A 25,108-nucleotide genomic window follows, 5' to 3' on the forward strand; every position below is an offset into this window, starting at 1 on the left:
GAGTTTAGGTCGCGCCCACCGGCGGGGCGGCGAGGATGACGGCGCCGGTGTCGGCATCGATGCGTCGCAGCACCGGACCGGCCAGCGCGACGGTGGCCACGACCCGGTCGGCGCGCTGTTCCAGCGCAAACGAGGCGTTGCGGCGCGGCAGCAGCGAGCGCACCAGGCCCAGCCCGGACACGGTCGACGGCCGGTGGTCGATGCGCAGCCCCTCGGGCAGGCGGCCGACGTTGCCGATCTCGATGCGCACACCGGCGCGCTCGCACACCAAGCGGCACTGCACCGTGCTCCCGGCGGGGCTGTGCTTGATGGCGTTGGTCAGCAGCTCGTTGACCGTCAGCGCGATCGGGATGGACTCCGACTCCGGCAGCGCCCAGTCGGCGCCCGCGTTGGTGTCGTCCTCCTCGACCTTGAGCTCGATCTCGCGGCCGAAAGTGCGCTGCACCGACTGCGCAATGGCTTGCATGACATGTCGCAAGCGCAGCGCGCCCAGGTTGCCGACCTGCAGACCGTAGACGTGTGCAATGGCCTGCACCTGGCCAACCACCTCGGCGATGAAGGGCTGCATCTCGGGCCGCCGCACCGCGATCTGCTGCATCAGGCCGGCAACGCCCTGCAGGTTGTTCTTGATGCGGTGGTGGACCTCCTGCACCAGCATCTCACGCTGCGCGATGGCGGCTTCCAGCTCCGCCTTCTGCGCCGCCCGCTGGGCACTGACGTCGCTGGCGACCATCAGGATCTGGTCGACCTGGCCGGCCTCGCCGGGCTGGCCACCGGGCCGTGCCAGCGGCAGGAACCGGGCATCCCAGACCTGCTCGGCCTGCATGCCCTCGCCACGCCGCAGCCAGCGGTATTCACGCTGCGTCACCGAGGTCGGATCGGCCAGCGCGGTGCGCATGTCCGCGCGCAGGCTGGCGGCGGTCTCGGGCGAGAACAGCTGCTCGGGCTGCAAGCCCACCGCGTCCTCGGCACCGACGCGGCAAAGCTGGGCAGCGACCCGGTTGAGCTGGCGCACCGCCAGCGTGCCGGCGTCACACAGCGTGATCGCCATCGGCGCGGCCTCGATGATCTGCTGCAGCGAGGCGCGGGCCTCGGCGATGCGCGCTTCGGCCTGGCGGCGCTGCTCGATGTCCATCAGCGCGAAGGTCAGCTCGCGCTGGCCCTGCTGGCCCAGCGTGTTGACGGCATTGCCAACGACCCAGAAGGTGCGGCCATCGCGGCCATGCACGCGGCACTCGAACATCACCGCCTCGCCGTCGCGCAGCGAGCCGACCATCTCCAGCGTGCGGCGAAACGGGTGCATCGTGTCATCGGCCGCGACCGACCCGATGGACTGGCCGAGGAAGTCGCCCAGGTCGCCCCCGAACATGCGACGGGCCGAACGGTTGAGCCACGAGATGGCCCCCTGCTCATTGACCGTGACGATGCCCACCAGCACCGAGTCCAGCACCGCCCGCGTGCGGTCGGCCTGCTGGCCCAGCACATGAGCCAGCTGGGCCCGTTCGACGGCCAGCCGCTCCAGCTCGACCTGCTGGGCTTTCAGGCGGGTGATCTCGGAGACCACCGCAATGGCCTGCGTGACCTGCGGCACGTCGCCCGGCGCGGCCGGGCCGGTGCGGCGGATGCTCAGCGCATACCAGTGGCTGCTGCCGTCGTCGGCCTGCACCTCCAGCTCGGCCTCGTAGAGCAGACCCGGGTCGAGCTGATCGGGCAAGGGCGTCTGCGCATGGCTGGCCAGCAGCGCGCGGATGTCCGAGCCGACCGCCGAGCCCTGCGGCAGGCGCAACATGCGCTCGAACCGGCGATTGCAGTGCACCAGCGTGTAGCCGCGCATCGACGCGATGCCGGCCGGCGAACTTTCCAGGATGTTGGTCAGCTCGGCCAGCAGCTGCCCGGCCCGCTCGCGTGCGCTTTGCTGTTCGGTGATGTCGAGCGTGACCACCGGCGTGCTGACCCGGCCGGAGGCCGTGCGCCCCGGCTCCACCCGCGTCACCAGCCAGCGCAGGCCCAGTTCGGGGTGCTCGATGGCGTAGCGTGCCTCGATGCGCTCGCCCCGCAGCAGCGCCTGCTGCAGGCGCTCGAACTCGGGCAGCGACGCCGGCAGCACCCAGTCACGCCGCACGCCCTGCACGAACAGGCCGGCATGGGCGGCGCTTGCCGCAACGGGCGCAACGGGCGCAACGGGAGTAGCGGGCGCAGCGGTGGCCGCCAGGGCCGGCGTGACGTTGAGCGCGCGGCGCGTCGGCGCGGCGTCGTTGGCGGCCGTCATCGGCCCTGCAACCGGTCCTGCAACCGGCCCTGCAACCGGTCCAGCGACCTGCCCCGCCGACCCGGTGACCCCCAAGGTGGTGAGGCCCGCGCCAGCGGTGTGCACCAGCGTGCCGAGCTGCAGCCGCGCCAGATCGCGTTCTTCCTCGGCGGTGCGGTCCTCCAGCATGCACATGATGCGGGCTGGCGGACGCGGCGCCGCGCCGCCTTCGCGCGCTGCGGCTGCGCCACGAAGCTCGTGGGTTTCGAAGCCGCGCAGCAGCGCCCGGACCCAGCGCGAGCGGCCGTCGGCCAGCGTGACGCTGCCATCGCGGGCACGCCAGCCGGCGCCGTCATCGGCGCCTTCGGGAGTCGGTGACGGCGGCCAGCTGCGTTCCCAGCGGTCGGTCCAGCCCAGCAACGACTGGACCTCGGCGCTGGCCTCGCGCAGGTCGACCAGCGAGCCACCGACCAACTGCTCGAACACCGGGTTGGCACGCAGCACCAGCCCGCTCGGGTCGAACAGCGCCATGCCGAGTGGCGAGCGGTCGAACCACTGGTCCAGCTCGCGCGAGTAGCGCTCGGCCTGGTCACGGGCGACGTGTTCGGCGGTCGACTCCTGCATCAGCGTCAGCAGCAGCCGCCGCCGGTCCTGCGTCAGCGTGACATAGCGTGCCGCCCGGAACCAGCGCGAGCTGCCGTGGGTGTCGAGCAGCCGCTGTTCGACCAGCGCGGGGACGTCGACGTGGAAGGGGTCCTGCATCAGGCGTTCGCGATCGGTCAGCACCTGGGCCCGCTCGGCCTCGGGCTGCAGCTCGATCGGGTCGCGGCCCAGCAGCTGATCGCGGCTGGCCCCGGTCAGCGCCACGAAGGCCGGGTTGACATCGAGGATGCGGAAGGCCTCGTCCTGCAGCATCGCCGGGAAGGGCGAGCCCCACAGCATGGTGTGGACGTGGCGCAGCGGGCCGTCGGCGATCTCCAGCACCGGCACCGGCGTGGCATCACGCTGCGGCTCGCGCGGCCGGGCCGTGTCGGCCGGCAGGCACAGGGCCCAGAGCCGGTCGGCGATCCGGTTGACCACCGCACGGGCCCGCGTCGGCATCGGGCCCGGCGCGGGCGAGGATGTCGCCGCGCCGGTGGTTGTTGGGGTCGGCGGGGTCGGCGGGGTCGGCAGCACGACATTGCGCCCGCCGCTGATGGCCAGGCTGACCGCATGCCAGACCGGCCCGTCCAGCACCTCACGCAGGTCTGCCAGCCGCATGCCGGCCTCGACCGGCAGGGCCCGCAGCGCGGCCGGGTTGGCATAGCGCAGCGAGGTCGCGTCGTCGAACACCAGAACCGGCTCGACCAGCGCGTCGAACAAGGCCTCGGGCAGCATCAGCGTGACCCCGCACACGTCACGACGGCCGGCCCGGTGCACCCGGTCGGCCGTCGTGGGGAGATCTCAGGAACCGGGGGATGCAGCTGGCTTGGGATCATCGTGGTGGCAGTGTAGGCACGCACCCGACGCGTGACACAGCGCGAGCCCCGAATGCCAAGCACCCTGGGCCTGCGGCGTGACCCTTGAGAGCAAGAGAACCGGCTCGGTGTGAGAACCCTCACACCAGCTGGATCGCCCCCGCCAGCGCCTTCAGCAAGGCGCGGTTGACCTCGCGCATGTCGAGCATGGCCTTGTCGGCCATGTCGGTGATGTCGTGGGCGGTGCCGCCTTCGAGACAGCGCACCAGACCGATGGCGTATTCGTAGGGGCCCTTGCCGTCGACCAGCGCCTGATAGACCTGATCGGGCACCGGGATGGTCTTGAGCAGTTCGGCGAAGGGCAGCTGGAACATGCGGTCGAGCAGCGAGAAGACGCCGCAGATGAACATCTCGCTGCGGGTGTCGGCCGCCGTGCCTTCGGGTGCAAGGGCCTCCATCAGCAGGCCGCGGCGCACGGCCGCGAACATCACCGGTCGCAGGTTGACGTCGCTGCTGGCGGTCACCAGCAGCAGCGCCAGCCAGCGCTTCAGGCGCTGGTAGCCCAGCAGCATGATGGCGTGGCTGAAGGACGAGATCTCCACGCTCAGCCCGAACACCGGCGAGTTGATGTAGCGCATCAGCTTGTAGGCCAGCGTCGGGTCGCGCTTGAGGGTGGTCTCCAGCTGCGCCAGCGGCAGTTCGGCGTCGACCTGGTTGATCAGCTCGACGATGGCCTGCAGGTCCGGCCGCGTGTTGGCCGGCGAGCGGCCGGGCTTGGGCTTGGCGACGTCGTCGATCGGCCAGCCGAGCACCGCGATGGCATTGCGCTGGAAGGCCGAGTCCATCTCGGCCAGCGTGCGCACGCCGTCCTGGAAAAAGCCGATGTTGCGGCTGATGCCGGCTGGCACCGGCTGGCCGTCGAGGCGGCGCTCATCGGCCGTGTCGACGATGGCGTACTTGAAGCAGCCCAGCAGCTCGCGCGGCAGGGGCTGGTCGGGCCGGCCCGACAGCAGCAGCACATTGCCGTTGGCCGCCAGCGTCTGGATGGCCTCGCGGTGCAGCGGGTCCCCGGCCATGAACTTGGGGATTTCGACCATCACGTTGGTGGTCGGCTGGACCGCCAACAGGTCGGCCAGCAAGGTCTCGCTGCGCACCGACAACGCCACGCTGGGCCCGTCCGCCGGCCAGACCTGCCCCACCGCGTCGAGCAGTTCGGCCACCGGCGGCGTGCTGCCCGGACGCAGCGGTGTGACGGTCAGGCGGGTGGCCATCACGTTGCGCTGCCGGTCGATGATCGGGCAGTAGCTCAGGGCCACCTGGCCCAGGATGGAGAGGTTCATGGAGGACGTCTGTGAGGTTCGGGTTTCGAGCGTTCAGTTGCCGATGTAGTTGAACAGCGAGAGCTTCTGCACCATCGAGTAGGACTGCAGCGCAGCCTGGTAGCTGGTCTGCTTGTTGGTGAAGTCCGAGACCGCCTGGACCATGTCGAGATCTTCGGCGTCCGAGCGGGTGGTCTGAGCCGAAAGAATGCGGGCATCCGTGCGATCCGACAGCCCGTCGATGCGGTTGAGCGTCTCGCCCGCCGACGAGCGGGCCGACTGGAAATTGCCGAGCGCCTGGTCGACATCGCGCAGCCCGCTGTTGACCGCCTGGGTGACCGAGCCGTTGTTGGCCAGCGGGTTCTCCAGCACCGCCAAGGCGCGGTCGAGCGCGTCGAACACGCTCAGGTTGGCGTTCGACGGGGTGATCGTGAACTGGTCGCCCGCAGCCGGCTGGCCGGTCACGGTCACGCTCATGCCGAAGGCCGAGATCGCGCGCCCGCTGTTGTAGGGCAGACCGGCCATGGGCGTGCCGGCGGCATCGTTGAGCACCGCGCCGCTGTCGGGGTCGACCACGCTGTAGGTGGTCGCGCCGGTCGCGTCGGTGCCGAACTGCAGCGCGACATTGCCGCCCGGCAGGTCGGCCGGGCTGGTGACCTGGCCGGCGTTGATCCAGGCGTTGCCGGTGTTGCCGGCGGTCGCGGCGGTCTCGAACACGCCGTTGCCGCTGCGGGCATGCAGCCAGACCTGTTCGCCGTCCATCGACAGGGGCAGGCGTTCGCTGGTCGAGCCCTCGATCTGGCCACCGGTCGAGGCAAAGGCCACGCCGCCGACCGCGTCGATGAAGGGCGGCGCCTGCACGCCCTGGCCGCCGAACAGGAAGCCGCCGTTGCCGTCCTGCTGGTTGGCGACGTTGAGCAACTGCGAGCGGACCTCGCGCAGCTGCTGGGCCAGTGCGCGCCGTTCGGCCGGCTGGTAGGTCGCGTTGCCGGCGGCCACGAGGGTCTCGCGGGCCGACTGCAGCAGGTTGGTCGCGTCGCCGAGGGCCGATTCCGACAGCAGCATCGCGTTGCGGCTGGCATCGGCCACACGCAGCGTGGTCTCGCCGCGGGCCTGCTCGATCAGCGCACGTTCGGCCCGCGCGGCGGCGGTCGGGTCGTCGCTGGCGCGGTCGATGCGCTTGCCGCTGGTCATCTGCGACTGCGCGCGCGACAGCTCCTGCTGGCGCCGCTGCATCGTGTTGACCGAGTTCTCGTAGGTCTGGGCGGTCGAGATTCTCATGGGGTGCTCCGAAGGTCGTGCCGCGCTCAGGCGTTGATGGACAGGATGGTGTCGAACACCTTCTGCGCCACCTGCAGCACCTTGGCCGCCGCCTGGTAGCTCTGCTGGTACTGCATCAGGCGGGCGGCTTCCTCGTCGAGGTTGACGCCGGTGCGCGCGCCGAGCTGGTTGGCGGCCTCGTCGGCGGCGGCCGAGGAGACGTCGGATGCGGCCTGCGCGCCCTGCACCCGCACGCCGATGCCCGACAGGGCCTGGGCGTACTGGTTGGTGAAGCTCAGGCCCATCGACATGGCGACGTTGGCCAGGCCCTCCAGCGCCAGCGCGTTGCCGTTGCTGGACGAGGCCTGCAGGGTCGGGCTGATCCGGAAGGCATCGCCTGACGCCGGCACGCCGTCAAGTTTGATGGCGATGCCGTCGTGGCGGATGGGGGTGCCCGCGCTCCAGCTGCCGCTGGTGATGAAGTTGCCGCTGCCGTCGTCGAGCACGTAGTCGCGGCCGCCCTGGGCGTTCTGGGCACCGAAGGTGATCTGGAAGGTGCCGTAGGCGCCGGGCGGGCTGCTCTCGATGGTCAACGCGCTGATGGTGCCGGTGCCGGTGTTGCCCGATGTCGCCACCGCGTTGACCGGGTTGGCCGCCGCGATGCCGCGCGGATCGGCCAGCGCCACGCCCATGCCTTGGGCGGCCGTGCTGACGGGTTGCAGCAAGAAGCGGTCACCGGGCACCCCGCCGCCGGTGATGGTGAAGCCGTCGAGCGTGGCCCCATCGGCCAGGTTGGCGAAGGTCGCGCCGTCCGAACGACGCAGCACGTTGAAGCTGCCGTCGTCGTTGACCTTGAGCTCGTACTCGCTCGCTTGCAGCGCGCGGCTGTCGGTGACGGCCAGCGTGATCGCGCCGACGTGGTTGCCAGCGCCATCGACCGCGTTGCTGCGTGCCGGGATGGCGTTGGCCTCGCCCATCTGGAACAGCGCGTTGCCGGGCTGGCCGTCCAGACCCAGGCCGAAGGACTGCTGGCGGTTCACCTCGCGCGCCAGCGTGCCGGCCAGCAGGCCCAGCTGGTCGCGGGCATGGCTCAGGTCGTCGTTCTGGAAACGGATCAGGCCGGCGAGGCTGCCGCCGCCGAGCAGGTCCTCGTCGAGCTGGCGTTCGATGCCGCCGATCTGGATGCCGACCCGCACGCGCGACGGGTCGTATTCATCGGCCTGCGCGATCAGCTGGTAGGCGCCATTGCCCAGGACCAGGCTCTGACCCCCGCCGATGAAGAGGTTGAGCGTGCCGTCGTCCTGTTCCAGCCGCGTGACCTGGACGTGCGAGCTGAGCTCGCTGATGAACTGGTCGCGCTGGTCGAGCAGGTCGTTGGGCGCCTGGCCGTTGCCGCGCATGCCGGCGATCTGGTCGTTCAGCGCGGCGATCTGGGTGGCCAGGCTGTTGACGGTGTCGACGGTGTTGCGCACGTCCAGCACGGTGGCCGCCTGCAGCGACTCGATCTGCTCGGCGCTGGAGCGGAAGCGCGACGCGAGTTCCTCCGAGCGCGCCAGCACGACCTGACGGGCGCTCGGATCGGCGGGCGAATTGGCGACGTCGCTGAAGGCGTTGAAGACCTGTGTGGCGGCATAGCCCAGCCCGGACTCGCCATTGCCGAAGCTGCCTTCAAGGCGATTGAGCAGGTCCAGCCGGGTGCTGTCGGCACTGGCCTGGGCGCGGGTCTGCGCGACCTGGTCGGTCAGGAAACCGTCGACCGCGCGGGTCACGGTCTGCACCGTCACGCCACGGCCGAAGTAGCCCGCGCCGGTGTAGGAGCCCGGCGCCGTGGTCAGCACCGTGTCCTGGCGCGAGTAGCCCGCGACGTTGGCGTTGGAGATGTTGTGGCCGGTGGTCTGCAGCTGCGCCTGGGCCGCGAACATGGCCCGCGTGCCGACGTTCATCAAGCTGGTCGTGCTCATGTGCTGTTCCTGGTCAGGCCGACGTGTTCACGCGCGGTGCCAACGTGTCGACGCGGGCCTGCGGGCTGGCGTCGAGCTGGCGTTGCACCCGCGCGGTGGTCTCGATGACGCGGCCAAGCTTGGCGGCGTACTGGGGGTCGGTGGCATAGCCGGCGCGCTGCAGGCCCTGCGCGAAGGCGGCCGCCGTCTGCGGCGATGCGCCATCGCCGGCCTTGGCGCTGTTGACGACGCCCTGCATCACGTCCCGGTAGCGCGGGCTGTTGCCGATCAGCCGGGCGTAGTCGCGGAAGCTCTCCTCGGCCGAGGCATAGGCCCGGAAACGCGCCTGCACCTTCTGCGGCTGGCCGTTGATGACCTCGGTGGTGGTGGCGACCACGCTCGGGCCGTTCCAGCCCGGGCCGGCCTTGATGCCGAACAGGTTGTTCGAGACCGTGCCGTCCTGGCCGACGATCTGCTTGCGGCCCCAGCCGGTCTCGTGGGCGGCCTGGGCGAGCATGAACTGGGCGGGGATGCCGCTGTCGGCCGCAACCGCTGCGGCCGCGTCGCTGTGGACCTGCACAAACTCGGCCGGCGTGTCCACGCGTGCGGCCGGGTCGAGCTGCGCATAGCGCGCCGCCGACTTCAGGCCCTGCACGTTCTGGCCGCTCAGCCCGTTCTGGCCGTTCTGAACGTTCTGCAGGCTCTGCAGGTTCTGGATCGCGGCCGGACGCACAGGCAGTTGGAAGCCGCCGGCCGGGTTGGCGCCGCTCGCGCCGTTGGACAAGCCGGTCTGCCGTTCGAGCTGGCGTGCGATCGCCTCGGCCAAGCCGCCGGGACGGCCGGTCATCTCGGTTGCGTACTGCTGGTCGAGCAGGCCGGTGGCCATCTCGGTGCCGTTGTTGTCGAGCATGCCGCTGGACTGGGTGGCCGCGCGCATGCTCTTCATGATCTCCTGCATGAACAGGGCCTCGAACTGCTTGGCCACTTCCTGGATCGCGCCCTTCGGATCGCTCTTGGCGGCGGCGCGCAGGCCGTCGAGCTGGCCGCCGCCGGCCGCCAGGCGCTGGCTCGCCACCGAGGTGGTCGAGCGGCTGGCGCGCCAGTCGGGCTGGGTCTTGGCCGGCATGGAGGGCGTGGTCATGTCAGGACTCCGGCCGGGTCGACCCCAGGGCGGCCTGAGCCCCCTCGGGGAGCCACGAACGACGTGCGCGTGCGGGCATCAGATGACTTCCAACTCGGCCTCAAGGGCACCGGCGGCCTTGATGGCCTGCAGGATCGCCAGGAGGTCGCCCGGCGTCGCGCCCAGCGAGTTGAGGGCCTTGACCACATCGGTCAGCTGGGTGCCGGCCGGCAGCTGGATCAGCGAGCCGGGCTCCTGGTTGATCTTGATGTCGGTCTTCTCGGTGACGGTTGTCTGGCCGTTCGAGAAGGGCGCGGGCTGGCTGACCTGCGGGGTCGAGGTGATGGTCACCGACAGGTTGCCGTGTGCCACCGCGCAAGGCTTGAGGGTGACGGTCTGGTTCATCACGATCGAGCCGGTGCGGGCGTTCACGATGACCTTGGCGGCCGGCGCGGCCAGCGTCAGCGGCAGTTCTTCGAGATCGGCCAGGAAGCCGACCCGTTCGTCCGGAGAGGCCGGCATGCGCACCTTGACCGCGCGGGCATCGAGCGCCTGCGCGGTGCCGCTGCCGTACTTGGCGTTGATGACGCGGCTGACCTCGCGGGCCATGCTGAAGTCCGACGAACGCAGGTCCAGCTGCAGCGAGTCGCCCTGGTTGAGCGGCGTGGGCACGGCCCGTTCGACGGTGGCGCCCTCGGGGATGCGGCCGGCCGACAGGTGGTTGACCTGGACCTTGCTGCCACCGGCCGAGGCGCCGGCACCGCCGACGATCACATTGCCCTGCGCCAGCGCATAGATGTTGCCGTCGGCACCGCGCAGCGGCGTGGCCACCAGCGTGCCGCCGCGCAGGCTCTTGGAGTTGCCCAGCGAGGACACGGTGATGTCGATGGCCTGACCGGGCTGTGCAAACGGCGGCAGGGTCGCGGTCACCATCACCGCCGCGACGTTGCGCAGCTGCATGCTGACGCCGGCCGGCACGGTCACGCCGAGCTGCTGCAGCATCGCCTGCAGGCTCTGCGCGGTGAAGGGGGTTTGGGTGGTCTGGTCGCCGGTGCCGTCCAGGCCGACGATCAGGCCGTAGCCGACCAGCTGGTTGCTGCGCACGCCCTGGATGCTGGCGACTTCCTTGATGCGCTGTCCCGCCTCGGCCGGCCCGGGCCACCAGAGGGCGGCACTGGCCGCCAGTGCGGCCAGCAGCATCGCCGCACGCACCAGCCGTTCGGCCAGCGCGACGGCCAGGCGTTCCAGCCGATCGGGCCAGCCCGAGGCTTGCGCGGTCTCGATCGCATCGTGTACGGCCTCGATGGCCGCCTCGTGGCGATCGATCAGTTGGGGGTCTTGGGTGGCATCAAGCCAGGCAGGCAGCGCGTTCATCCGCGGGTCCGATCCTTTTGGTGGTCGAACCCATTCTGTGGCGGACCTAGATGGGCAGAAGGTTCAAAAAGAAGCGGCTGAGCCAGCCTATCTTCTGCGCATCGGCCTGGCCGCCACGGCCGCGCTGCTCGACCCGCACGTTGGCGATCTGGGCCGAGGCGACCGAATTGCCCGGCTGGATCGAGCGCGGGTCGACCTGGCCGGAGAAGCGCAGCACGTCGGCGTTGTCGTTCACGCCGATCTGCTTCTCGCCGGCGATCAGCAGGTGACCATTGGGCAGTACGTCGATGACGGTGGCGGTGATGGTGCCGGCGAACTCGTTGGTGTTCTCGGTGCCGCCCTTGCCCGAGAAGGTGTTGGCGCTGCTGCCACCGACGCCGAGCTTGCCCAGCGCGGCCACGCCCTGGTAGGGCAAGGCGGTGATGGCGGATTCGACCGAGCCCTTCTTCTCGATCGTGCTGGTCGACGAGGCGGTCGCGCTGACCTTCTCGACGATCTGCACCGTCAGCGTGTCGCCGACCAGGCGGGCGCGGTGGTCCTCGAACAGCGGGCGGTATTGCGCGGCCTGGAAGATCGAGCCGTTGGCAACCACCGGCACGATCACCGGCGCGGGCCGGGCCTGGGTCGGCTCGGCCACGTCGACCTTGGGCGAACTGGGCAGGGAGACGGTGCCGCAGGCCGCCAGCGTGGCGGTCACGGCGAGGAGCGCGAAGGCGCGCAGCGGGCGGGTCATGGACGAGGTCCTTCGGCGTGGGGTCGGGGCGCGGGTCACGGCCTTGCTCAGAGCTGGCCGAGCTTCTGCAGCATCTGGTCCGAGGTCGAGATGGCCTTGGAGTTCAGCTCGTAGGCACGCTGGGTCTGGATCATCGTGACCAGCTCCTCGACCACGTTGACGTTGGAGGTCTCGACGAAGCCCTGGCTGAGCTGGCCCAGACCCCCGCTGCCCGGCACGCCGCTGTTGGGCGCGCCCGAGGCGGCGGTTTCGCCGAACAGGTTGCCGCCCAGCGCTTCGAGGCCGGCCGGGTTGATGAAGTTGGCCACCGGGATCTGGCCCAGCGTCTGCGGCGCCACCTGGCCGGGCAGCGCCACGCTGACGGTGCCGTCCGGCGCGATGGTCACGGTCTGGGCCTGCGCGGGGATGGTGATGCCCGGCTGCACGGCATAGCCGGCGTTGGTGACGATCTGGCCGGTGGCGCTGACCTGGAAGGCACCGTCGCGGGTGTAGCCGGTGCTGCCATCGGGCATCTGGATCTGGAAGAAGCCGCCGCCCTTGATCGCCAGATCCAGCGAGTTGCCGGTCTGCTGCAGGTTGCCCTGCGTGAACTGGCGCGAGGTCGCCACCGAACGCACGCCCAGACCGACCTGCAGGCCGGTGGGCAGCTGGGTCTGCTCGGAGCTGCTGGCGCCGGGCTGGCGCAGCGTCTGGTACATCAGGTCCTCGAACACCGCATGCGACTTCTTGTAGCCGTTGGTGGCGACGTTGGCGAGGTTGTTGGAGACCACGTCCAGCTGGGTCTGCTGGGCTTCCATGCCGGTCTTGGAGATCCACAGGGCGCGCATCATGGCGGTGTTCCTTCGGGTAGGACGGGGGGTTCAGGACCGGGCCGATCAGCCCAGCGACAGCAGCTGCGCGGCGGCGCGTTCGTCCTGCTCGGCGGTCTGCATCGACTTCATCTGGGCCTCGAACTGGCGGGCCGCCGAGATCATCGAGACCATGGTCTCGATCGCGCTGACGTTCGAGCCTTCCAGCGCGCCCGACTGCAGGCGCGCGTTCGGGTCGGCCGGCAGGTCGCCGCCGGTGGCGCGGAACAAGCCGTCATCGCCGCGCTGGAGCTTGTCCTGCGGCGTCACGAGCTTGAGCTTGCCCACGGGGGTGTTGCCGCCGGTGGCCGAGCGGGCGCTGATCGTGCCGTCCTGGCCGACCGTCACCTCGGCATTGGCCGGCAGCGTGATCGGGCCACCATCGCCGAGCACCGGCAGTCCGTTGTGGCCGACCAGCACGCCTTCGTTGCTGACCTGCAGCGAGCCGGCCCGCGTGTAGGCCTCGGTGCCATCGAGCGCCTGCACGGCCAGCCAGCCATTGCCCTGCAAGGCCACGTCGAGGTTGCGCCCGGTCGTGGTCATCGGACCCTGGTTGGGGTTGTAGCCGGTGGTGGTCTCCAGCGCATAGGCCCGCGTGGTCGCGCCGTCGCCGCGCACCGGCACGGCCCGGAAGGCCTGCAGCTCGGCGCGAAAGCCCACGGTGGACACGTTCGCCAGGTTGTTGGCGAGCGTCTCCTGGCGCTGCATGGTGGCCTTGGCGCCGCCCATGCTGAGGTAGATGCGACGGTCCATGTCGGCTCCTGCTCAGGTCGTGATCGGTGGCGCGGGATCAGCGCAGGTTGACCAGCGTCTGCATGATCGAGTCTTCGGTCTTGATGGTCTGCGCATTGGCCTGGTAGACCCGCTGCGCCGTCATCATGTTGACCAGCTCGGAGGTCAGGTCGACGTTGGACTCCTCCAGCGCGCCCGATTGCAGCTGGCCCATATTGCCGCTGCCGGCGGTGCCCACGATCGGGCCGCCCGAGGCGAAGGTCGAGGTCCAGGCGTTGCCGCCCATGGCCTGCAGGCCCTGCGGGTTGCGGAAGCTCGCCAGCTCCAGCTGGCCGGCCGCCTTGGTCAGGCCGTTCGAGTAGCGCGCGGTGATGATCCCGTTGCTCTCGATGTTCAGGCTGGTGATCTGGCCCGGCGCATAGCCGGTCTGGGCCACGTCGGTGACGCTGAACAGCGCGCCGTACTGCGTCGCCTGGGTGAAGTCCATGCTGACGGCGGTGATGGGCTCGGTGGTCGAGCCATCGGCCAGCGTGGTCGCCGGGATGTCGAAGGTGAAGGGCGCGGCGGGCGCCACGGGCGCCGCGCCGGTGGTCGGGAACTGCAGCGTCGTCAGCGGCGCGGCATTGCCCGCGCCGTCATCGACCACCGAGGTGCCGTTGGCGGTGGCGTAGACGTCCCAGGTGTCCGCGCCGGTCTTCTGGAAGTAGTAGGTCATCGCCACCGGCTGGCCCTTGACGTCGTAGGCCGTCAGCGAGGTTGCCTTGTTGTAGGTGCTCGGGTCGTCGAAGTTGATGCCCCCGGCGGCCGGCAGGGTCGGCTGGTTGCGCGAGTCGAGGTTCATCTCCATCGTGATCTCGTCGGTCGCCTGCGGGTCGATGCCGGCGGTCGGCAGGCGCAGGTCGCTGGCCGCACGCGGGATCACCACGCCCTGGTCGTCGGCCTGGTAGCCCATCAGCTTCTGGCCGCCGTTGTTGACGATGTAGCCTTCGCTGTCGAGCTTGAACTGGCCGTTGCGGCTGTAGACCACCGCGCCGGTCGTGTCGTGCATCTGGAAGAAGCCGTTGCCGTTGATCGCCACGTCCAGCGGGTTCTCGGTCGCGCTGATGCTGCCCTGTGTGAACTGCTGCGCCACGGTGGCCAGCCGCACGCCGATGCCGATGTTGCTGGTGCCGGTGCTGGCGAGGTTGCTGGCGTACATGTCGGCGAACTCGGCCCGCGAGGCCTTGGCGCCATAGGTGTTGGCGTTGGCAACGTTGTTGCCGATCACCTCGAGGTTCTTGCTGGTGGCGTTCAAGCCGGAGAGGCCTTGCTGGAAGCTCATGGTCGTGTCCTCGCGGGGGGTGGTGTGTCGGGGTTCGTCTCAGGCGTCACTGGGCAAAGGCCTTGACGTCGGCATAGGCCAGGCGCTTGCCGCTGGCCAGGTCCAGGCTGAGGCTGCCGTTGGCGGTGCTGACGGCGACGATCTCGTCGCGCATCAGGGTCGTCGCACCGACCTGGGCGGCGCCGCTGGTGGCGACGACGCGGAAGGTCAGGTTGCTGGTGTCGATCGCGGTCTGGCCCTCGGCCGGCACCGGGGGTGTCCAGTCGACGCTGTGGCGGCCGGTGGTCTCCGCGCCCAGGTCGATGGTGTCGACCACCCGGCCGGAAGCCGACAGCACCTCGACCTTGGTCGAATCGGCCGCACCGGCGAGGTCGAAGCTGGCGCGCGCGCGGCCATCGCTGCCCAAGGCCAGCTTGTTGCCGTTGACCAGCACGCCCTGCCCGACCAGCTGCGCGCCTTGCATGGCCTGCATCTGGGTGAACTGGGTCGACATCGACTGGATGCTCTCGTTGACCTTCTCGATGCCCGAGACGGTGTTGATCTGCGCCATCTGGCTGGTGACCTGCGCGTTGTCCATCGGGCTCAACGGGTCCTGGTTCTGCATCTGCGCGACCAGCAGCTTGAGGAAGCGGTCGGCCGAGGCCTCGGTCGCCGTCTGGCTGCCCGCGCTGCCGTTGAGCTGCTGGTAGAGCGCCGACGAGCTGGCCGATGAGGAGGTGCCGGTGATCGTGGTCATGGACGTTCAGCCTTGGGGTAGGGGTTCGACGACGGCCGGGCTCAGGAGCCCGAGCCCATCTGCAGCGTCTTGAGCAGCAGGGTCTTGGCCGTGTTCATGACCTCGACGTTGTTCTGGTAGGAGCGCGAGGCGGCCATCATGTTGACCATCTCCTCGACCGCATTGACGTTGCTGTAGGTGACGTAGCCGTCGGCATCGGCCTGCGGGTGCTTCGGGTCGTGTACCTTGCGCCCGGGGGTCTGGTCCTCGATGACCTGCGAGACCTTGACGCCGGCGGCGCCCTGCTCGCCCATCGCGACGGTCTGGAACATCACCTGACGGGCCTTGAAGCTCTGGCCGTCCGGGCCGGCCACCGTGTCGGCGTTGGCGAGGTTGGTCGCCACCGTGTTGAGCCGCTGGCTCTGCGCGCTGACGGCGCTGCCAGCGACGTTGAAGATCTTCATCATGGACATGGCGCGTGCGCTCCTTGCGTCGGTTCAGGTCAGGCGGACGGTGGCCACGTCACTGGCCCTTGATGGCCGACATCAGCGTCGACACCTGGCCGTTGACGAAGCGCAGCGAGGCCTCGTACTTGACGGCGTTGTCGGCGAAGCTGGCCCGCTCGCGGTCCATGTCGACGGTGTTGTTGTCGAGGTTGCTCTGGGCCTGGGTGGCGAACTGCAAGGTGCTGGCCTCGCGTCCGCCCGCGCCGACGGGGAAGTGGGCGCCGTGGGTCGTCAGCAGCGGCCCGCCCGGGCTGCCTGGGGCCGGCGCGGCGCCGGTGGCTTGCTTGAGGGCGCTGGCGAAGTCGATGTCGCGGGCCACATAGCCGGGCGTCTCGGCGTTGGCGATGTTGCTGGCGATCAGGCGCTGACGCTCCGAACGCAGCACGAGCGCCTGGGACTGGAAGTCCAGCGTGTCGGTGAGGCGGTTGGTGATCATGGTGTGCGCTCCTGCGTCGCCCCGACAGATGGCCGGCGCTTGAACCGATTGTTGGGCGGCACCTCGCCAAACATGAGCGGGAATAGCGGGGCAGTTGGCCGTCATCTCCGCGCCTGGCGGACCACAGCGCAGACCTAAAGTGCGGCTCACCATGTCCTCAGATCGCCCGCCAGCCACCGCCCACGCCGCACCGGCCCGCCCCCTGTCGGGCCGTGTCGCCGCGTTGCCGCTGCGCGTGGTCGGCGACTGCATGGGCACCCTGCTCGCGACGCTCGCCGCCGCGCTGCTGCTGACCTTGCTGGGCCTGCCGCAGCAAGCCCGTGCTCAAACCGTCTCACAGGCCCCGTCACAGGCACCCGCCCAGCCGGGCAGCCCGATCCCGCTGGAACAGATCCTTGGCCTGGCCCGCGACGGTGCCGGCGCACCGCTCGGTGCCCGCGTCGACGTCATCCCCGGCCAGCTCGATCCGCGCCTGCGCCTCGCGCCCTGCGAGCAGATCCAGCCCTACCTGCCGCCCGGTGCCCGCCCCTGGGGCAAGACCCGCGTCGGCCTGCGCTGCACCCGCGGTGCGGTCGCCTGGAACGTCTTCCTGCCCGTCACCGTCAAGGTCTGGGCGCCGGCCATCGTCACCGCCGTGCCGGTGGCGGCCGACACGCCGCTGGCGGCCGAGCACCTGCAGCTGGCGGTGGTCGACATCGCCGAGTCGAACAGCCCCGTGTACAGCCGCAGCGACGAGCTGATCGGCCGCCGCCTGAGCCGCGCCCAGGCCGCCGGCGCGACGCTGCGCGCCGACACCCTGCGCGCGCGGATCTGGTTCGGCGCGGGCGATCTGGTCCAGGTCGACTCGGTCGGCAACGGTTTTCGCATCAGCGGCGAGGCCGAGGCGCTGAGCCCCGGCGTCGAAGGCCAGCCCGTGCGGCTGCGCGCGGCCAGCGGCAAGCTGCTGTCGGCCTGGCCAGTCGGCGAGCGACGCGCGGAGATCCGCTTGTGAAAGAACACCGCTCAGGACCCGCCCCCGAGCCGCTTCCGGCGCGCCTGGCAGACCTGCATCCCCCACGTTCACGGGGCGTGACGGCCGTCACGCGCCTCGCCGCCCTCAAGTCCGCATGGGCGGCTGCCGAAACACACATCAGCCCCGGGGAACGGAACACGCCCTCCTCGACAGAACCTGAACAAGGTCCTCAAGCCCGAACGGGCGACGCCGATAAACCGGGGGCAGGCCGGACAAGGAAGTCCGGCCGACCGTTGGGTACGTCTCGCGACAGCGGGGCCGGCCTGTCGTCCCGCCGCTGCGGGATGACCGCAACCGGGCTCACAATGACGCGTCACGCACCGAGGCTGGCAGGGTCCATCCGGGACCCCGGCCGGCGCCACAGGAGAACGTCATGAAGATCGGCAACACCTCTGCGCCCGCAGGCATCAACCCGACGGGCGCGGCCACGACCTCGAGCCGCCCGGCCGGTGAAGGCGGCGCCGTTCAAGGCACGGCATCGGCCAACAAGGCCGACGGCAGTGCGACGGTCGAGTTGTCCAGCACCGCACGAGCCCTCATGGAAGCAGCCGACGGGAGTTTCGACGCCCACAAGGTCGAACAGGTTCGCCAGTCGATTTCCGACGGCACCTACAAGATCAACGCCGACGCGATCGCCGACAAGCTGATCGCCAACGCCCGCGAAGTGCTCGGCAAGGTCGGTCCGACCGGGCACTGAGCCCATCGGACCCGTCCCGCCGTCCCGCTCCACACGCCGCCGCCACGGCACAGGCCACCGCATGCATCCGCAGACCCGCTCCCTCGCCCCCGAGTTGAACCGCCGCCCTGCCGTCATGGCAGGTCCGGCGCCAGCCGAACTGGAAGGCCTGGTCGAGCAGCTGGAGACATCGCTGGCCGCCCTCGGGCAGGCACTCAGGCTGCGCGACGCGGACGCGATCGAGGGCCATGCCCAGCGCCTGCACCAGTCGCTCGAACGCGCCGTGCAAGGCTGCCAGCGTGCGGCCCGACAAGGTGGTCTGCCGGCACCGCTGCGTCACCGCCTGGTGCGGGCCAGCGGCCAGGTCGCCGCCCAGCGCGAGACCCTGGTGCGCGCCACCGTCGCGCTGGACCGCGCGATGGATGCCCTGATGCCGCGCGATGCGGCCAATCTCTACGGCAGCCGCGGCTGGAGCGGCGCCAGCGCCGGCGGCGGTCAGCTGATCGGCTGATCAGCTGTGGATCAGGTCTTGGGCAGCGTCACGCCACGCTGGCCCTGGTACTTGCCGCCCCGATCGGCATAGCTGGTCTCGCAGACCTCATCGCTCTCGAAGAACAGCACCTGGGCACAGCCCTCGCCGGCATAGATCTTGGCCGGCAGCGGCGTGGTGTTGCTGAACTCCAGCGTCACATAGCCTTCCCATTCCGGCTCGAACGGCGTCACGTTGACGATGATTCCGCAGCGTGCGTACGTGCTCTTGCCGAGGCAAATGGTCAGGACGTTGCGCGGGATGCGGAAGTACTCGACCGTGCGGGCCAGCGCGAAGCTGTTGGGCGGGATGATGCAGACGTCGGACTCGATGTCCACGAAGCTGCGCTCATCGAAGTTCTTCGGGTCCACCACCGTGCTGTAGATGTTGGTGAAGACCTTGAATTCGGGTGCGCAGCGGATGTCGTAGCCGTAGCTGCTGGTGCCGTAGCTGACGATCTTCTGGCCATCGGCCGACTGCCGCACCTGGCCCGGCTCGAACGGCTCGATCATGCCGTGCTGCTCGGCCATGCGGCGGATCCACTTGTCGCTCTTGATGCTCATCGTCGGCCTCTCTCAGGGGATGACGATTCTAGGTTCGCGCCGCTCATGTCAGGATCATGGCTGGCACGTCAGCAACTGGAGGAGCAACCATGACGACAACGATGCAGGCCGCCTGGCTCACCGGCCACGGTGGCAACGAGGTGGTGCAGATCGGCACGCGTGAGCGGCCGGTACGCGCAGCGGGCGAGGTCCTCGTGCGCATGAAGGCCGCGACGCTCAACCGGGTCGACCTCTACATGCGCGACAGCGGCGCGGGCATCACCCACCCGCTGCCGCTGGTGATGGGCGTGGACGGTGCCGGCGTGGTCGAGGACGTCGGCCCGGAAGAGACCCGCTGGCAGGTCGGCCAACGGGTCGTCCTGCAGCCCATCGTCAGCTGCGGGCGCTGCGAGTTCTGCGAGCGTGGCGACACGCCGCTGTGCACCAGCGCCAGCTACCTCGGCGAGCACCGCCACGGCACGCTGGCTCAGTTCGTGAGCCTGCCAGCGCGCAACGTCTTTGCCCTGCCCGAGGGCCTGGACTTCGCACAAGGCGCCGCCCTCGGCGTCAACCACCTGACGGCCTGGCGCATGCTGTTCACCAAGGCCCGTGTGCAGCCCTGGGAGACCGTGTTGATCTTTGGCATCGGCGGCGGCGTCAGCCTGGCGGCCCTGCAGCTGGTCAAGGCGATCGGCGCCAAGGCCATCGTGACCTCGCGCGACGCCGGCAAGCTCGAACGCGCACGGGCCCATGGCGCCGACGAGGTCGTGCTGGGCGCTGGCGACGAGATCGCGAAACAGGTCCTGAAGCTCACCGGCGGACGCGGCGTCGACGTGGTGATCGAGAACATCGGCACGGCGGTCTGGAGCGCCGCGTTGAAGTCCCTGGTGCGCGGCGGCCGCCTCGTCACCTGCGGCGCCACCTCGGGCGATCAGCCCGGCGCCGACATCCGCCGGCTGTTCATCCGCCAGTTGCAGGTCATCGGCTCGACCGCCGGCAGCCTCAACGAGTTCCGCGACCTGCTGACCTTTGTCGCCCAGCACAAGCTGCAACCGGTGATCGATCAGACCTACCCGCTGGCCGAGCTGCACGCGGCGCTCGACCACCTCGATGCATCGCGGCAGTTCGGCAAGGTAGCGGTGGCCTTGCCGGATTGAGGGCGGCCGACGAGTCCGCCCTTCAGTCCGCCATCCAGTCCGCCCTTCAGCCCGCCAGCACCCGGTCGGCGTGGGCATAGACCGACGCCCGGTCGCCCCGGGTGAAGCCCGCGAGCACGAGGCCCGCAGCCTGCGCCGTGCGGGCGGCCAGTGCGGTCGGGGCGGAGATCGCGGCCAGCAGGCCCACGCCGGCACTGGCGGTCTTGTAGACCATCTCGTAGCTGGCCCGGCTGGTCACCGCGATGAAGCCCTGTGACGGGTCGATGCCTTCGCGGGCCATCCGGCCGGTCAGCTTGTCGAGCGCGTTGTGGCGGCCCACGTCCTCGCGCACCAGCAGCACCTGGCCGTCGAGCTTGCACCAGGCCGCGGCATGGGTCGCGCCGGTGCGTTGCTGCAGGCCCTGGCCCTCGGACAGTCCGGCCATCGCGCGGCCCAGGGCCGACTGGTGGATGCGGACCTCGGCGGGCGCACGGCGCACCGGGCGCACGGCCTCGGCCAGGCTTTCGGTGCCACACAGGCCGCAGCCAGTGCGGCCGGCCAGCGTGCGACGCCGTTCCTTCAAGCGCATGAAGCAGCGCAGCGTGACGCGCAGTTCCAGCGTCAGGCCATGGGCCGCCGTGATCGTGCCGTCGGCCAGCACGCCGGGCGCGGCTTCGCCCTCGGCCTGCATCACGGCCGCGCCAGACAGGTCGCTGACATGGGCCTCGCAGTCGAGCAGGTCATCGACGTCGTCGATGATCCCTTCGCTGAGCGAGAAGCCGAGCGCGAAGTCCTCCAGATCGGCCGGGCTGGCCAGCATCACCGCGTGCGAGATGCCGTTGTAGACCAGCGCCACGGGCACCTCCTCGGCCAGCACGTCGGTGGCGGTGCGGGCCTCGCCGGCACGCCAGCGCTGCACCTCGCGGTGGGAGGCATCGGCCAGCGGGGCGGCATCGGTGAGCAGGTCGGTCGTCATGCGGAAATTGTCCCATCGCGACGCACGCGATCACCGGCTCAGAACAGCGACCCGACGTTGAGCAGGGCCAGCACGCCCAGGACCGCAAAGATCGCCGCCGACACGCCGTGCACCAGCTTCATGGGCACCGCGCGTGTGACCCGGTCCCCCAGGTACACCGCCGGCACATTGGCCAGCATCATGCCCAGGGTCGTCCCCATGACCACGCCAACCAGCGCGTCATAGCGGGCCGCCAGCGCGACGGTGGCGATCTGCGTCTTGTCGCCCATCTCGGCCAGGAAGAAGGCGACCACGGTGGTGCCGAACACGCCCAGGCGCGAGACCTTGCCGTCGAGCGCCTCGTCATCGGCCTGGTCAGGGATCAGCATCCAGACCGCCATCGCGAGGAAGGACAGGCCCAGGCCCCAGCGCAGAACGGTCGGGCCCAGGAAGGCGGCGACCGCGTTGCCCACCGCGCCGGCCATGGCGTGGTTGGCCAGCGTGGCCACCAGGATGCCCAGCACGATGGGCACGGGCTTCTTGAAACGTGCCGCGAGCATGAAGGCCAGCAGCTGCGTCTTGTCGCCCATTTCGCCCAGGGCGACGACACCGGTGGAGATCAGGAAGGCTTCCATGTGGGATGTGGGATGTGGGTTCCGGGGCCGAAGAACGCATGTGACCTCGGACACCTGCGGCCCGCGCGACAGGTGGACAAGGTCAACGGTCTGGCCAGGCGGGGGGCTGTCGGCGCCAGGATCGGTGGGCGATCCAGTGTGTTGACGCACGACCCCTGCGGGGTTGCAGGGCGGCTACTCCCCGGTGACGACGCGGATTCTAGGAAGCGCCGCTGAACGGCTCATGGCAGCAGGCCCGGCTGGCCACGATGCCTTCGCCTTTCCCGTTCGCCAACCCGTTCGCCAGCCCGTCCAAGATCGGGCAATCCGGCCGCTCGTCGCCATGGCAGCCCTGCACCAGGTGGACCAGCGTTTCGCGCATCGCGGCCATGTCGGCCAGGCGCCGGTCCAGGTCGGCGACATGGGCCTGGGCGATGCGCTTGACCTCGGCGCTGGCGCGGTCGCGGTCCTGCCACAGGGCGACCAGCTCGGTGATCTCGGCCATCGAGAAACCGAGGTCGCGCGAGCGCCGGATGAAGCGCAGCGTGTGCACCGCCGCATCGCCGTAGAGGCGATAGCCCGCGTCGGTGCGTGGCACCGGCGGCAGCAGGCCGAGCGACTCGTAGTGACGGACCATCTTGGCCGACACGCCCGCGCGGGCGGCGGCCTCGCCGATGGTCAGGTGGGGAGCGTGGGACATGGCAAGCCTCCTGTCCGGTTTCAGCGGGAACGTGGCGTCGCCTCACGCCGCCAGCGCCGCAGCAGCAGCGCGTTGCTGACAACGCTCAGGCTGCTGAAGGCCATGGCCGCGCCGGCCAGCACCGGGTTGAGCAGGCCGGCCGCTGCCAACGGGATGCCGACCACGTTGTAGGCAAAGGCCCAGAACAGGTTCTGGCGGATCTTGGCCTGCGTGCGGCGGGCGATGTCGATGGCCGCCGGCACCAGTGCCGGGTCGCCATGCATCAGCGTGATGCCCGCTGCGTGCATGGCCACGTCCGTGCCGGTGCCCATGGCGATGCCGACCTGCGCGGCGGCCAGCGCGGGTGCGTCGTTGATGCCGTCACCAACCATCGCCACGGTCGCGCCGGCGGCGCGCAGCTCAGCGACGATGCGGGCCTTGTCCTCGGGCAGCACCTCGGCACGCACATCGACGATGCCCAGCTGCGCCGCCACCGCCGCAGCCGCCCCCCGGTTGTCACCGCTGAGCATGACGGTGCGCACGCCCAGCGCCTGCAGCTCGCGCACGGCGCCGGCTGCGCCGGGCTTGAGGCTGTCGCCGAAGCTCAGAAGACCCCGCACGGTGACGCCACCCTGCCCGGCCACGGCGGTGCTTGCCAGCAGCCACGACACCGTGCGACCCTGCGCCTGCTCGGCCTCGGCCTGCGCCTTCAGCGGCGCCAGGTCCGCGCCCAGTTCCTCGGCCCAGCGGCCGCTGCCGAGCTGCAGACGCACGCCGTCGACCGTGCCGGCCACGCCGCGTCCGGCCACGGCCTGCAGGTCCGCTGGCGCGGTCGCCAGCGCCAGGCCGGCCTCGACGGCGGACTGGCTCACCGCGCGAGCCAGCGGGTGTTCGCTGCCGGCCTGCAACGCGGCGGCGGCTTGCAGCAAGGCGCGGTGATCGCCGTCAACAGCCACGCAGGCCTGCAGCGTCGGCCGACCTTGTGTCAACGTGCCGGTCTTGTCGAAGGCGACGACGTCGATGCGGTGCGCGAGTTCGAGCACCTCGGCATCCTTGATCAGCACGCCATGGCGCGCCGCGACGCCGGTGCCCGCCATGATCGCGGCCGGCGTGGCCAGGCCCAGCGCACACGGACAGGCGATCACCAGGACCGCCACCGCATGCAGGATGGCCGGCTCCCACTGCCCCGTGCCGAAACCCCAGCCCAGCAGCGTCAGCAGCGCCAGGCCCATCACCACCGGCACAAAGACCGCGCTGATGCGGTCGACCAGCTTCTGGATCGGCGCCTTGCGGGCCTGCGCGCTCTCGACCAGGCGGACGATGCGCGCCAGCGTCGATTCGGCGCCCACCTTCGTCGTGCACAGCAGCAGCAGGCCTTCGCCATTGACCGAACCGCCGATCACGCCGTCGCCCACCTGCTTGGCCACCGGCAGGCTCTCGCCGGTCAGCATGGCCTCGTCGACATGGCTGGCGCCCTCGCTCACGAGGCCGTCGACGGCGATGCGTTCACCCGGGCGGACCACCACGACGTCGCCGGGCCGGACCTCGGCGATCGGCCGCTCGACCTCGGTCCCATCGGCCAGACGCAGCCGCGCGACCTCGGGCCGCAGCCGGTTCAGGGCCCGGATCGCCTCGCCGGTCTGGCGCCGCGCCCGCGCCTCCAGCCACTTGCCCAGCAGCACCAGCGTGATGACCACCGCCGAGCCCTCGAAGTACAGCTCGGGCATCGCCGCATCGGGCTGGCTCAACAGCGTCCACAGGCTCAGGCCATAGCCGGCCGAGGTGCCGATCGCCACGAGCAGATCCATGTTGCCGCTGCCCGCCCGCAGGGCCGACCAGCCGGCGCGGTAGAAGCGTGCGCCCAGCCAGAACTGCACGGGGGTGGCCAGCAGCCACTGCAGCCAGCCGGGCAGCATCCAGTGCTCGCCCCACAGCATCGCCACCATCGGCAAGGCCAGCGGCAGCGACAAGGCGGTGGCCGTCAGCACCGGCCACAGCGGCGGCCCTTGCGGTGTGCCCGCTGGCCCGGCAGACGCCGCGCCGTCGTCGGGCACCTGCCCGTCATAGCCGGCCTTGCGCACGGCGGCCAGCAAGGCAGCGCTGTCGACCATGGCCGGCAAGGCCATGACGGTCGCCACCTCGGTGGCCAGGTTGACCTCGGCCGAACGCACGCCGGGGATGCGTGTCAGCGCCCGCTCGACCCGGGCGACGCAGCTCGCGCAGGTCATGCCCTCGATCTGCAGGCGCCATGTCCGCACCGGCACGTCATAGCCGGCGCGGGTGACGGCGGCCGTCAGCGACGCCAGCGTCACCGCCGGCGCGGCGGCGATGCTGGCGGTCTCGGTGGCGAGGTTGACGCTGGCATCGGCCACACCCTCGACCTGGCGCAAGGCCTTCTCCACCCGCGCCACGCAGGACGCGCAGGTCATGCCCTCGATGGCGATCGACCAGTGGGCGTCATCGGGCGCCAAGGCGGGAACAGGGACAACGGTGGTGTTCATGACAGCTCTCCAGACAGGCGATCGGCAGCGAGGAAGGACCAGGACCGATGCGGCGCAGTCTCAACCTTGCCATCATGTCAGGGTCAAGCCGTCCGGCCCTGATCCAGCGCAGCCGCAAGGGTCGCGCCCCACCCGCTTGACCTTGCCCTCGTGGCAAGCTTCAAGCTGATCGACATTCACCACCCCTGAGGAAAACGCCCATGTCCACGATCGCCTTCGAGCTCCCCACCATGACCTGCGGCCATTGCGTCAAGGCCGTCACCGCCGCGATCCAGACCGTCGACAAGCAGGCACAGGTCGTGATCGACCTGCCGACCCATCAGGTCCGGGTCGACACCGGCGCCAGCCAGGCGCAGCTGGCGCAAGCCCTGAAGGAGGCCGGCTACGAGCCGGCCTGAGGCGCGCGCAACCCTGCTGAGCGCCGAACCATCGACAACGTCCCCGACCCACGCCAG

The 25,108-nt window shown here is 70.3% G+C and carries 23 protein-coding genes and 1 riboswitch; of the genes, 5 read left to right on the top strand and 18 right to left on the bottom strand.

All coding sequences use genetic code 11. The annotated features are described in order from the left end of the window. Nucleotides 1-4: 4 nt before the first annotated feature. The 13 genes from EV685_RS09045 to flgB all read right to left on the bottom strand — a co-directional run bounded on the left by EV685_RS09045 (nucleotide 5) and on the right by flgB (nucleotide 16,006). Nucleotides 5-3,643, bottom strand: coding sequence for a PAS domain S-box protein (locus tag EV685_RS09045; protein ID WP_165396758.1), 3,639 nt, complete (start codon nucleotides 3,641-3,643; stop codon nucleotides 5-7). A gap of 202 nt (nucleotides 3,644-3,845) precedes the next feature. After that, the gene (locus tag EV685_RS09050; RefSeq protein ID WP_130481647.1) at nucleotides 3,846-5,045 is read right to left on the bottom strand and encodes an EAL and HDOD domain-containing protein; all 1,200 of its coding nucleotides are present in this window, start codon (nucleotides 5,043-5,045) and stop codon (nucleotides 3,846-3,848) included. A 33-nt stretch (nucleotides 5,046-5,078) separates the two neighbouring features. Further along, a complete protein-coding gene (gene flgL / locus EV685_RS09055) occupies nucleotides 5,079-6,305 on the bottom strand; it encodes a flagellar hook-associated protein FlgL (protein WP_130481648.1) in 1,227 nt (408 codons plus the stop codon). A 26-nt stretch (nucleotides 6,306-6,331) separates the two neighbouring features. Then, a complete protein-coding gene (gene flgK, locus EV685_RS09060; RefSeq protein WP_130481649.1) occupies nucleotides 6,332-8,245 on the bottom strand; it encodes a flagellar hook-associated protein FlgK in 1,914 nt (637 codons plus the stop codon). Between the two features lie 13 nt (nucleotides 8,246-8,258). After that, nucleotides 8,259-9,365, bottom strand: a complete 1,107-nt coding sequence (gene flgJ, locus EV685_RS09065; protein ID WP_242615495.1) for a flagellar assembly peptidoglycan hydrolase FlgJ — start codon at nucleotides 9,363-9,365, stop codon at nucleotides 8,259-8,261. 78 nt (nucleotides 9,366-9,443) lie between these two features. Then, nucleotides 9,444-10,544 carry a flagellar basal body P-ring protein FlgI gene (locus tag EV685_RS09070; RefSeq protein ID WP_130481739.1) on the bottom strand — a complete coding sequence of 367 codons (1,101 nt, stop codon included), beginning with the start codon at nucleotides 10,542-10,544 and terminating at the stop codon, nucleotides 9,444-9,446. A gap of 220 nt (nucleotides 10,545-10,764) precedes the next feature. Then, the gene (locus EV685_RS09075) at nucleotides 10,765-11,451 is read right to left on the bottom strand and encodes a flagellar basal body L-ring protein FlgH (protein WP_130481650.1); all 687 of its coding nucleotides are present in this window, start codon (nucleotides 11,449-11,451) and stop codon (nucleotides 10,765-10,767) included. Between the two features lie 47 nt (nucleotides 11,452-11,498). Continuing rightward, nucleotides 11,499-12,281 (bottom strand): flagellar basal-body rod protein FlgG, encoded by a 783-nt coding sequence (flgG, locus tag EV685_RS09080; protein ID WP_130481651.1) that lies wholly within the window; start codon nucleotides 12,279-12,281, stop codon nucleotides 11,499-11,501. A 45-nt stretch (nucleotides 12,282-12,326) separates the two neighbouring features. Beyond that, nucleotides 12,327-13,052 carry a flagellar basal-body rod protein FlgF gene (gene flgF / locus EV685_RS09085; protein WP_130481652.1) on the bottom strand — a complete coding sequence of 242 codons (726 nt, stop codon included), beginning with the start codon at nucleotides 13,050-13,052 and terminating at the stop codon, nucleotides 12,327-12,329. A gap of 37 nt (nucleotides 13,053-13,089) precedes the next feature. Then, the gene (flgE, locus tag EV685_RS09090; RefSeq protein ID WP_130481653.1) at nucleotides 13,090-14,352 is read right to left on the bottom strand and encodes a flagellar hook protein FlgE; all 1,263 of its coding nucleotides are present in this window, start codon (nucleotides 14,350-14,352) and stop codon (nucleotides 13,090-13,092) included. Nucleotides 14,353-14,398: 46 nt separating this feature from the next. After that, a complete protein-coding gene (locus EV685_RS09095; protein ID WP_130481654.1) occupies nucleotides 14,399-15,088 on the bottom strand; it encodes a flagellar hook assembly protein FlgD in 690 nt (229 codons plus the stop codon). A gap of 41 nt (nucleotides 15,089-15,129) precedes the next feature. Beyond that, on the bottom strand, nucleotides 15,130-15,540 hold the full coding sequence (gene flgC, locus EV685_RS09100) for a flagellar basal body rod protein FlgC (protein ID WP_130481655.1): 411 nt from the start codon (nucleotides 15,538-15,540) through the stop codon (nucleotides 15,130-15,132). A gap of 49 nt (nucleotides 15,541-15,589) precedes the next feature. Continuing rightward, entirely contained in the window at nucleotides 15,590-16,006 is a 417-nt protein-coding gene (gene flgB, locus EV685_RS09105) for a flagellar basal body rod protein FlgB (RefSeq protein ID WP_130481740.1), read from the bottom strand. A 154-nt stretch (nucleotides 16,007-16,160) separates the two neighbouring features. On the opposite strand from flgB, the gene flgA reads away from it, so the two are divergent. From flgA to EV685_RS09120, 3 genes are all read left to right on the top strand, one after another. After that, nucleotides 16,161-17,000, top strand: a complete 840-nt coding sequence (gene flgA, locus EV685_RS09110; protein WP_242615496.1) for a flagellar basal body P-ring formation chaperone FlgA — start codon at nucleotides 16,161-16,163, stop codon at nucleotides 16,998-17,000. Between the two features lie 394 nt (nucleotides 17,001-17,394). After that, complete coding sequence (gene flgM / locus EV685_RS09115; RefSeq protein WP_130481656.1) at nucleotides 17,395-17,718, top strand: flagellar biosynthesis anti-sigma factor FlgM; 324 nt, start codon at nucleotides 17,395-17,397, stop codon at nucleotides 17,716-17,718. 94 nt (nucleotides 17,719-17,812) lie between these two features. Next, nucleotides 17,813-18,208: a hypothetical protein gene (locus tag EV685_RS09120; RefSeq protein ID WP_242615497.1), complete on the top strand. Its 396-nt coding sequence runs from the start codon at nucleotides 17,813-17,815 to the stop codon at nucleotides 18,206-18,208. A gap of 11 nt (nucleotides 18,209-18,219) precedes the next feature. Here the strand turns inward: EV685_RS09120 and dcd are convergent, their stop codons facing one another. Beyond that, nucleotides 18,220-18,789, bottom strand: a complete 570-nt coding sequence (gene dcd, locus EV685_RS09125) for a dCTP deaminase (RefSeq protein ID WP_130481657.1) — start codon at nucleotides 18,787-18,789, stop codon at nucleotides 18,220-18,222. Nucleotides 18,790-18,878: 89 nt separating this feature from the next. Between dcd and EV685_RS09130 the strand changes: the two genes are divergently transcribed. After that, nucleotides 18,879-19,925, top strand: coding sequence for a zinc-binding dehydrogenase (locus EV685_RS09130; protein WP_242615498.1), 1,047 nt, complete (start codon nucleotides 18,879-18,881; stop codon nucleotides 19,923-19,925). Between the two features lie 46 nt (nucleotides 19,926-19,971). Here EV685_RS09130 and fdhD read toward each other — a convergent pair whose 3' ends face one another. From fdhD to EV685_RS09150, 4 genes are all read right to left on the bottom strand, one after another. Beyond that, nucleotides 19,972-20,880, bottom strand: coding sequence for a formate dehydrogenase accessory sulfurtransferase FdhD (fdhD, locus tag EV685_RS09135; protein WP_130481658.1), 909 nt, complete (start codon nucleotides 20,878-20,880; stop codon nucleotides 19,972-19,974). Between the two features lie 38 nt (nucleotides 20,881-20,918). Then, nucleotides 20,919-21,494, bottom strand: a complete 576-nt coding sequence (locus EV685_RS09140) for a TMEM165/GDT1 family protein (protein WP_130481659.1) — start codon at nucleotides 21,492-21,494, stop codon at nucleotides 20,919-20,921. A gap of 21 nt (nucleotides 21,495-21,515) precedes the next feature. Then, a riboswitch (yybP-ykoY riboswitch) is annotated at nucleotides 21,516-21,697 on the bottom strand. Next, nucleotides 21,694-22,173 carry a Cu(I)-responsive transcriptional regulator gene (gene cueR, locus EV685_RS09145; protein WP_165396759.1) on the bottom strand — a complete coding sequence of 160 codons (480 nt, stop codon included), beginning with the start codon at nucleotides 22,171-22,173 and terminating at the stop codon, nucleotides 21,694-21,696. (Overlaps the previous riboswitch by 4 nt.) A 20-nt stretch (nucleotides 22,174-22,193) precedes the next feature. Next, nucleotides 22,194-24,653, bottom strand: coding sequence for a heavy metal translocating P-type ATPase (locus tag EV685_RS09150; RefSeq protein WP_130481660.1), 2,460 nt, complete (start codon nucleotides 24,651-24,653; stop codon nucleotides 22,194-22,196). A 200-nt stretch (nucleotides 24,654-24,853) separates the two neighbouring features. Here EV685_RS09150 and EV685_RS09155 point away from each other — a divergent pair, with 200 nt between their 5' ends. After that, nucleotides 24,854-25,051 (top strand): heavy-metal-associated domain-containing protein, encoded by a 198-nt coding sequence (locus EV685_RS09155; protein ID WP_130481661.1) that lies wholly within the window; start codon nucleotides 24,854-24,856, stop codon nucleotides 25,049-25,051. The last annotated feature ends 57 nt before the right edge of the window (nucleotides 25,052-25,108 follow it).

This window comes from Sphaerotilus mobilis, from assembly GCF_004216565.1.
Classification (GTDB): Bacteria; Pseudomonadota; Gammaproteobacteria; order Burkholderiales; family Burkholderiaceae_C; genus Sphaerotilus; species Sphaerotilus mobilis.

Excerpts from the sequence above, each read along its gene's own strand:
- EV685_RS09075 (WP_130481650.1), bottom strand. The coding sequence starts at position 11,451 with ATGACCCGCCCGCTGCGCGCCTTCGCGCTCCTCGCCGTGACCGCCACG.
- flgM (WP_130481656.1), top strand. The coding sequence starts at position 17,395 with ATGAAGATCGGCAACACCTCTGCGCCCGCAGGCATCAACCCGACGGGC.
- EV685_RS09140 (WP_130481659.1), bottom strand. The coding sequence starts at position 21,494 with ATGGAAGCCTTCCTGATCTCCACCGGTGTCGTCGCCCTGGGCGAAATG.
- EV685_RS09070 (WP_130481739.1), bottom strand. The coding sequence starts at position 10,544 with ATGCTGCTGGCCGCACTGGCGGCCAGTGCCGCCCTCTGGTGGCCCGGG.
- flgJ (WP_242615495.1), bottom strand. The coding sequence starts at position 9,365 with ATGACCACGCCCTCCATGCCGGCCAAGACCCAGCCCGACTGGCGCGCC.
- fdhD (WP_130481658.1), bottom strand. The coding sequence starts at position 20,880 with ATGACGACCGACCTGCTCACCGATGCCGCCCCGCTGGCCGATGCCTCC.
- dcd (WP_130481657.1), bottom strand. The coding sequence starts at position 18,789 with ATGAGCATCAAGAGCGACAAGTGGATCCGCCGCATGGCCGAGCAGCAC.
- flgC (WP_130481655.1), bottom strand. The coding sequence starts at position 15,540 with ATGTCCATGATGAAGATCTTCAACGTCGCTGGCAGCGCCGTCAGCGCG.
- flgF (WP_130481652.1), bottom strand. The coding sequence starts at position 13,052 with ATGGACCGTCGCATCTACCTCAGCATGGGCGGCGCCAAGGCCACCATG.
- flgE (WP_130481653.1), bottom strand. The coding sequence starts at position 14,352 with ATGAGCTTCCAGCAAGGCCTCTCCGGCTTGAACGCCACCAGCAAGAAC.
- EV685_RS09155 (WP_130481661.1), top strand. The coding sequence starts at position 24,854 with ATGTCCACGATCGCCTTCGAGCTCCCCACCATGACCTGCGGCCATTGC.
- EV685_RS09130 (WP_242615498.1), top strand. The coding sequence starts at position 18,879 with ATGACGACAACGATGCAGGCCGCCTGGCTCACCGGCCACGGTGGCAAC.
- cueR (WP_165396759.1), bottom strand. The coding sequence starts at position 22,173 with ATGTCCCACGCTCCCCACCTGACCATCGGCGAGGCCGCCGCCCGCGCG.
- EV685_RS09050 (WP_130481647.1), bottom strand. The coding sequence starts at position 5,045 with ATGAACCTCTCCATCCTGGGCCAGGTGGCCCTGAGCTACTGCCCGATC.
- EV685_RS09150 (WP_130481660.1), bottom strand. The coding sequence starts at position 24,653 with ATGAACACCACCGTTGTCCCTGTTCCCGCCTTGGCGCCCGATGACGCC.
- flgG (WP_130481651.1), bottom strand. The coding sequence starts at position 12,281 with ATGATGCGCGCCCTGTGGATCTCCAAGACCGGCATGGAAGCCCAGCAG.
- EV685_RS09095 (WP_130481654.1), bottom strand. The coding sequence starts at position 15,088 with ATGACCACGATCACCGGCACCTCCTCATCGGCCAGCTCGTCGGCGCTC.
- flgK (WP_130481649.1), bottom strand. The coding sequence starts at position 8,245 with ATGAGCACGACCAGCTTGATGAACGTCGGCACGCGGGCCATGTTCGCG.
- flgL (WP_130481648.1), bottom strand. The coding sequence starts at position 6,305 with ATGAGAATCTCGACCGCCCAGACCTACGAGAACTCGGTCAACACGATG.
- flgA (WP_242615496.1), top strand. The coding sequence starts at position 16,161 with ATGTCCTCAGATCGCCCGCCAGCCACCGCCCACGCCGCACCGGCCCGC.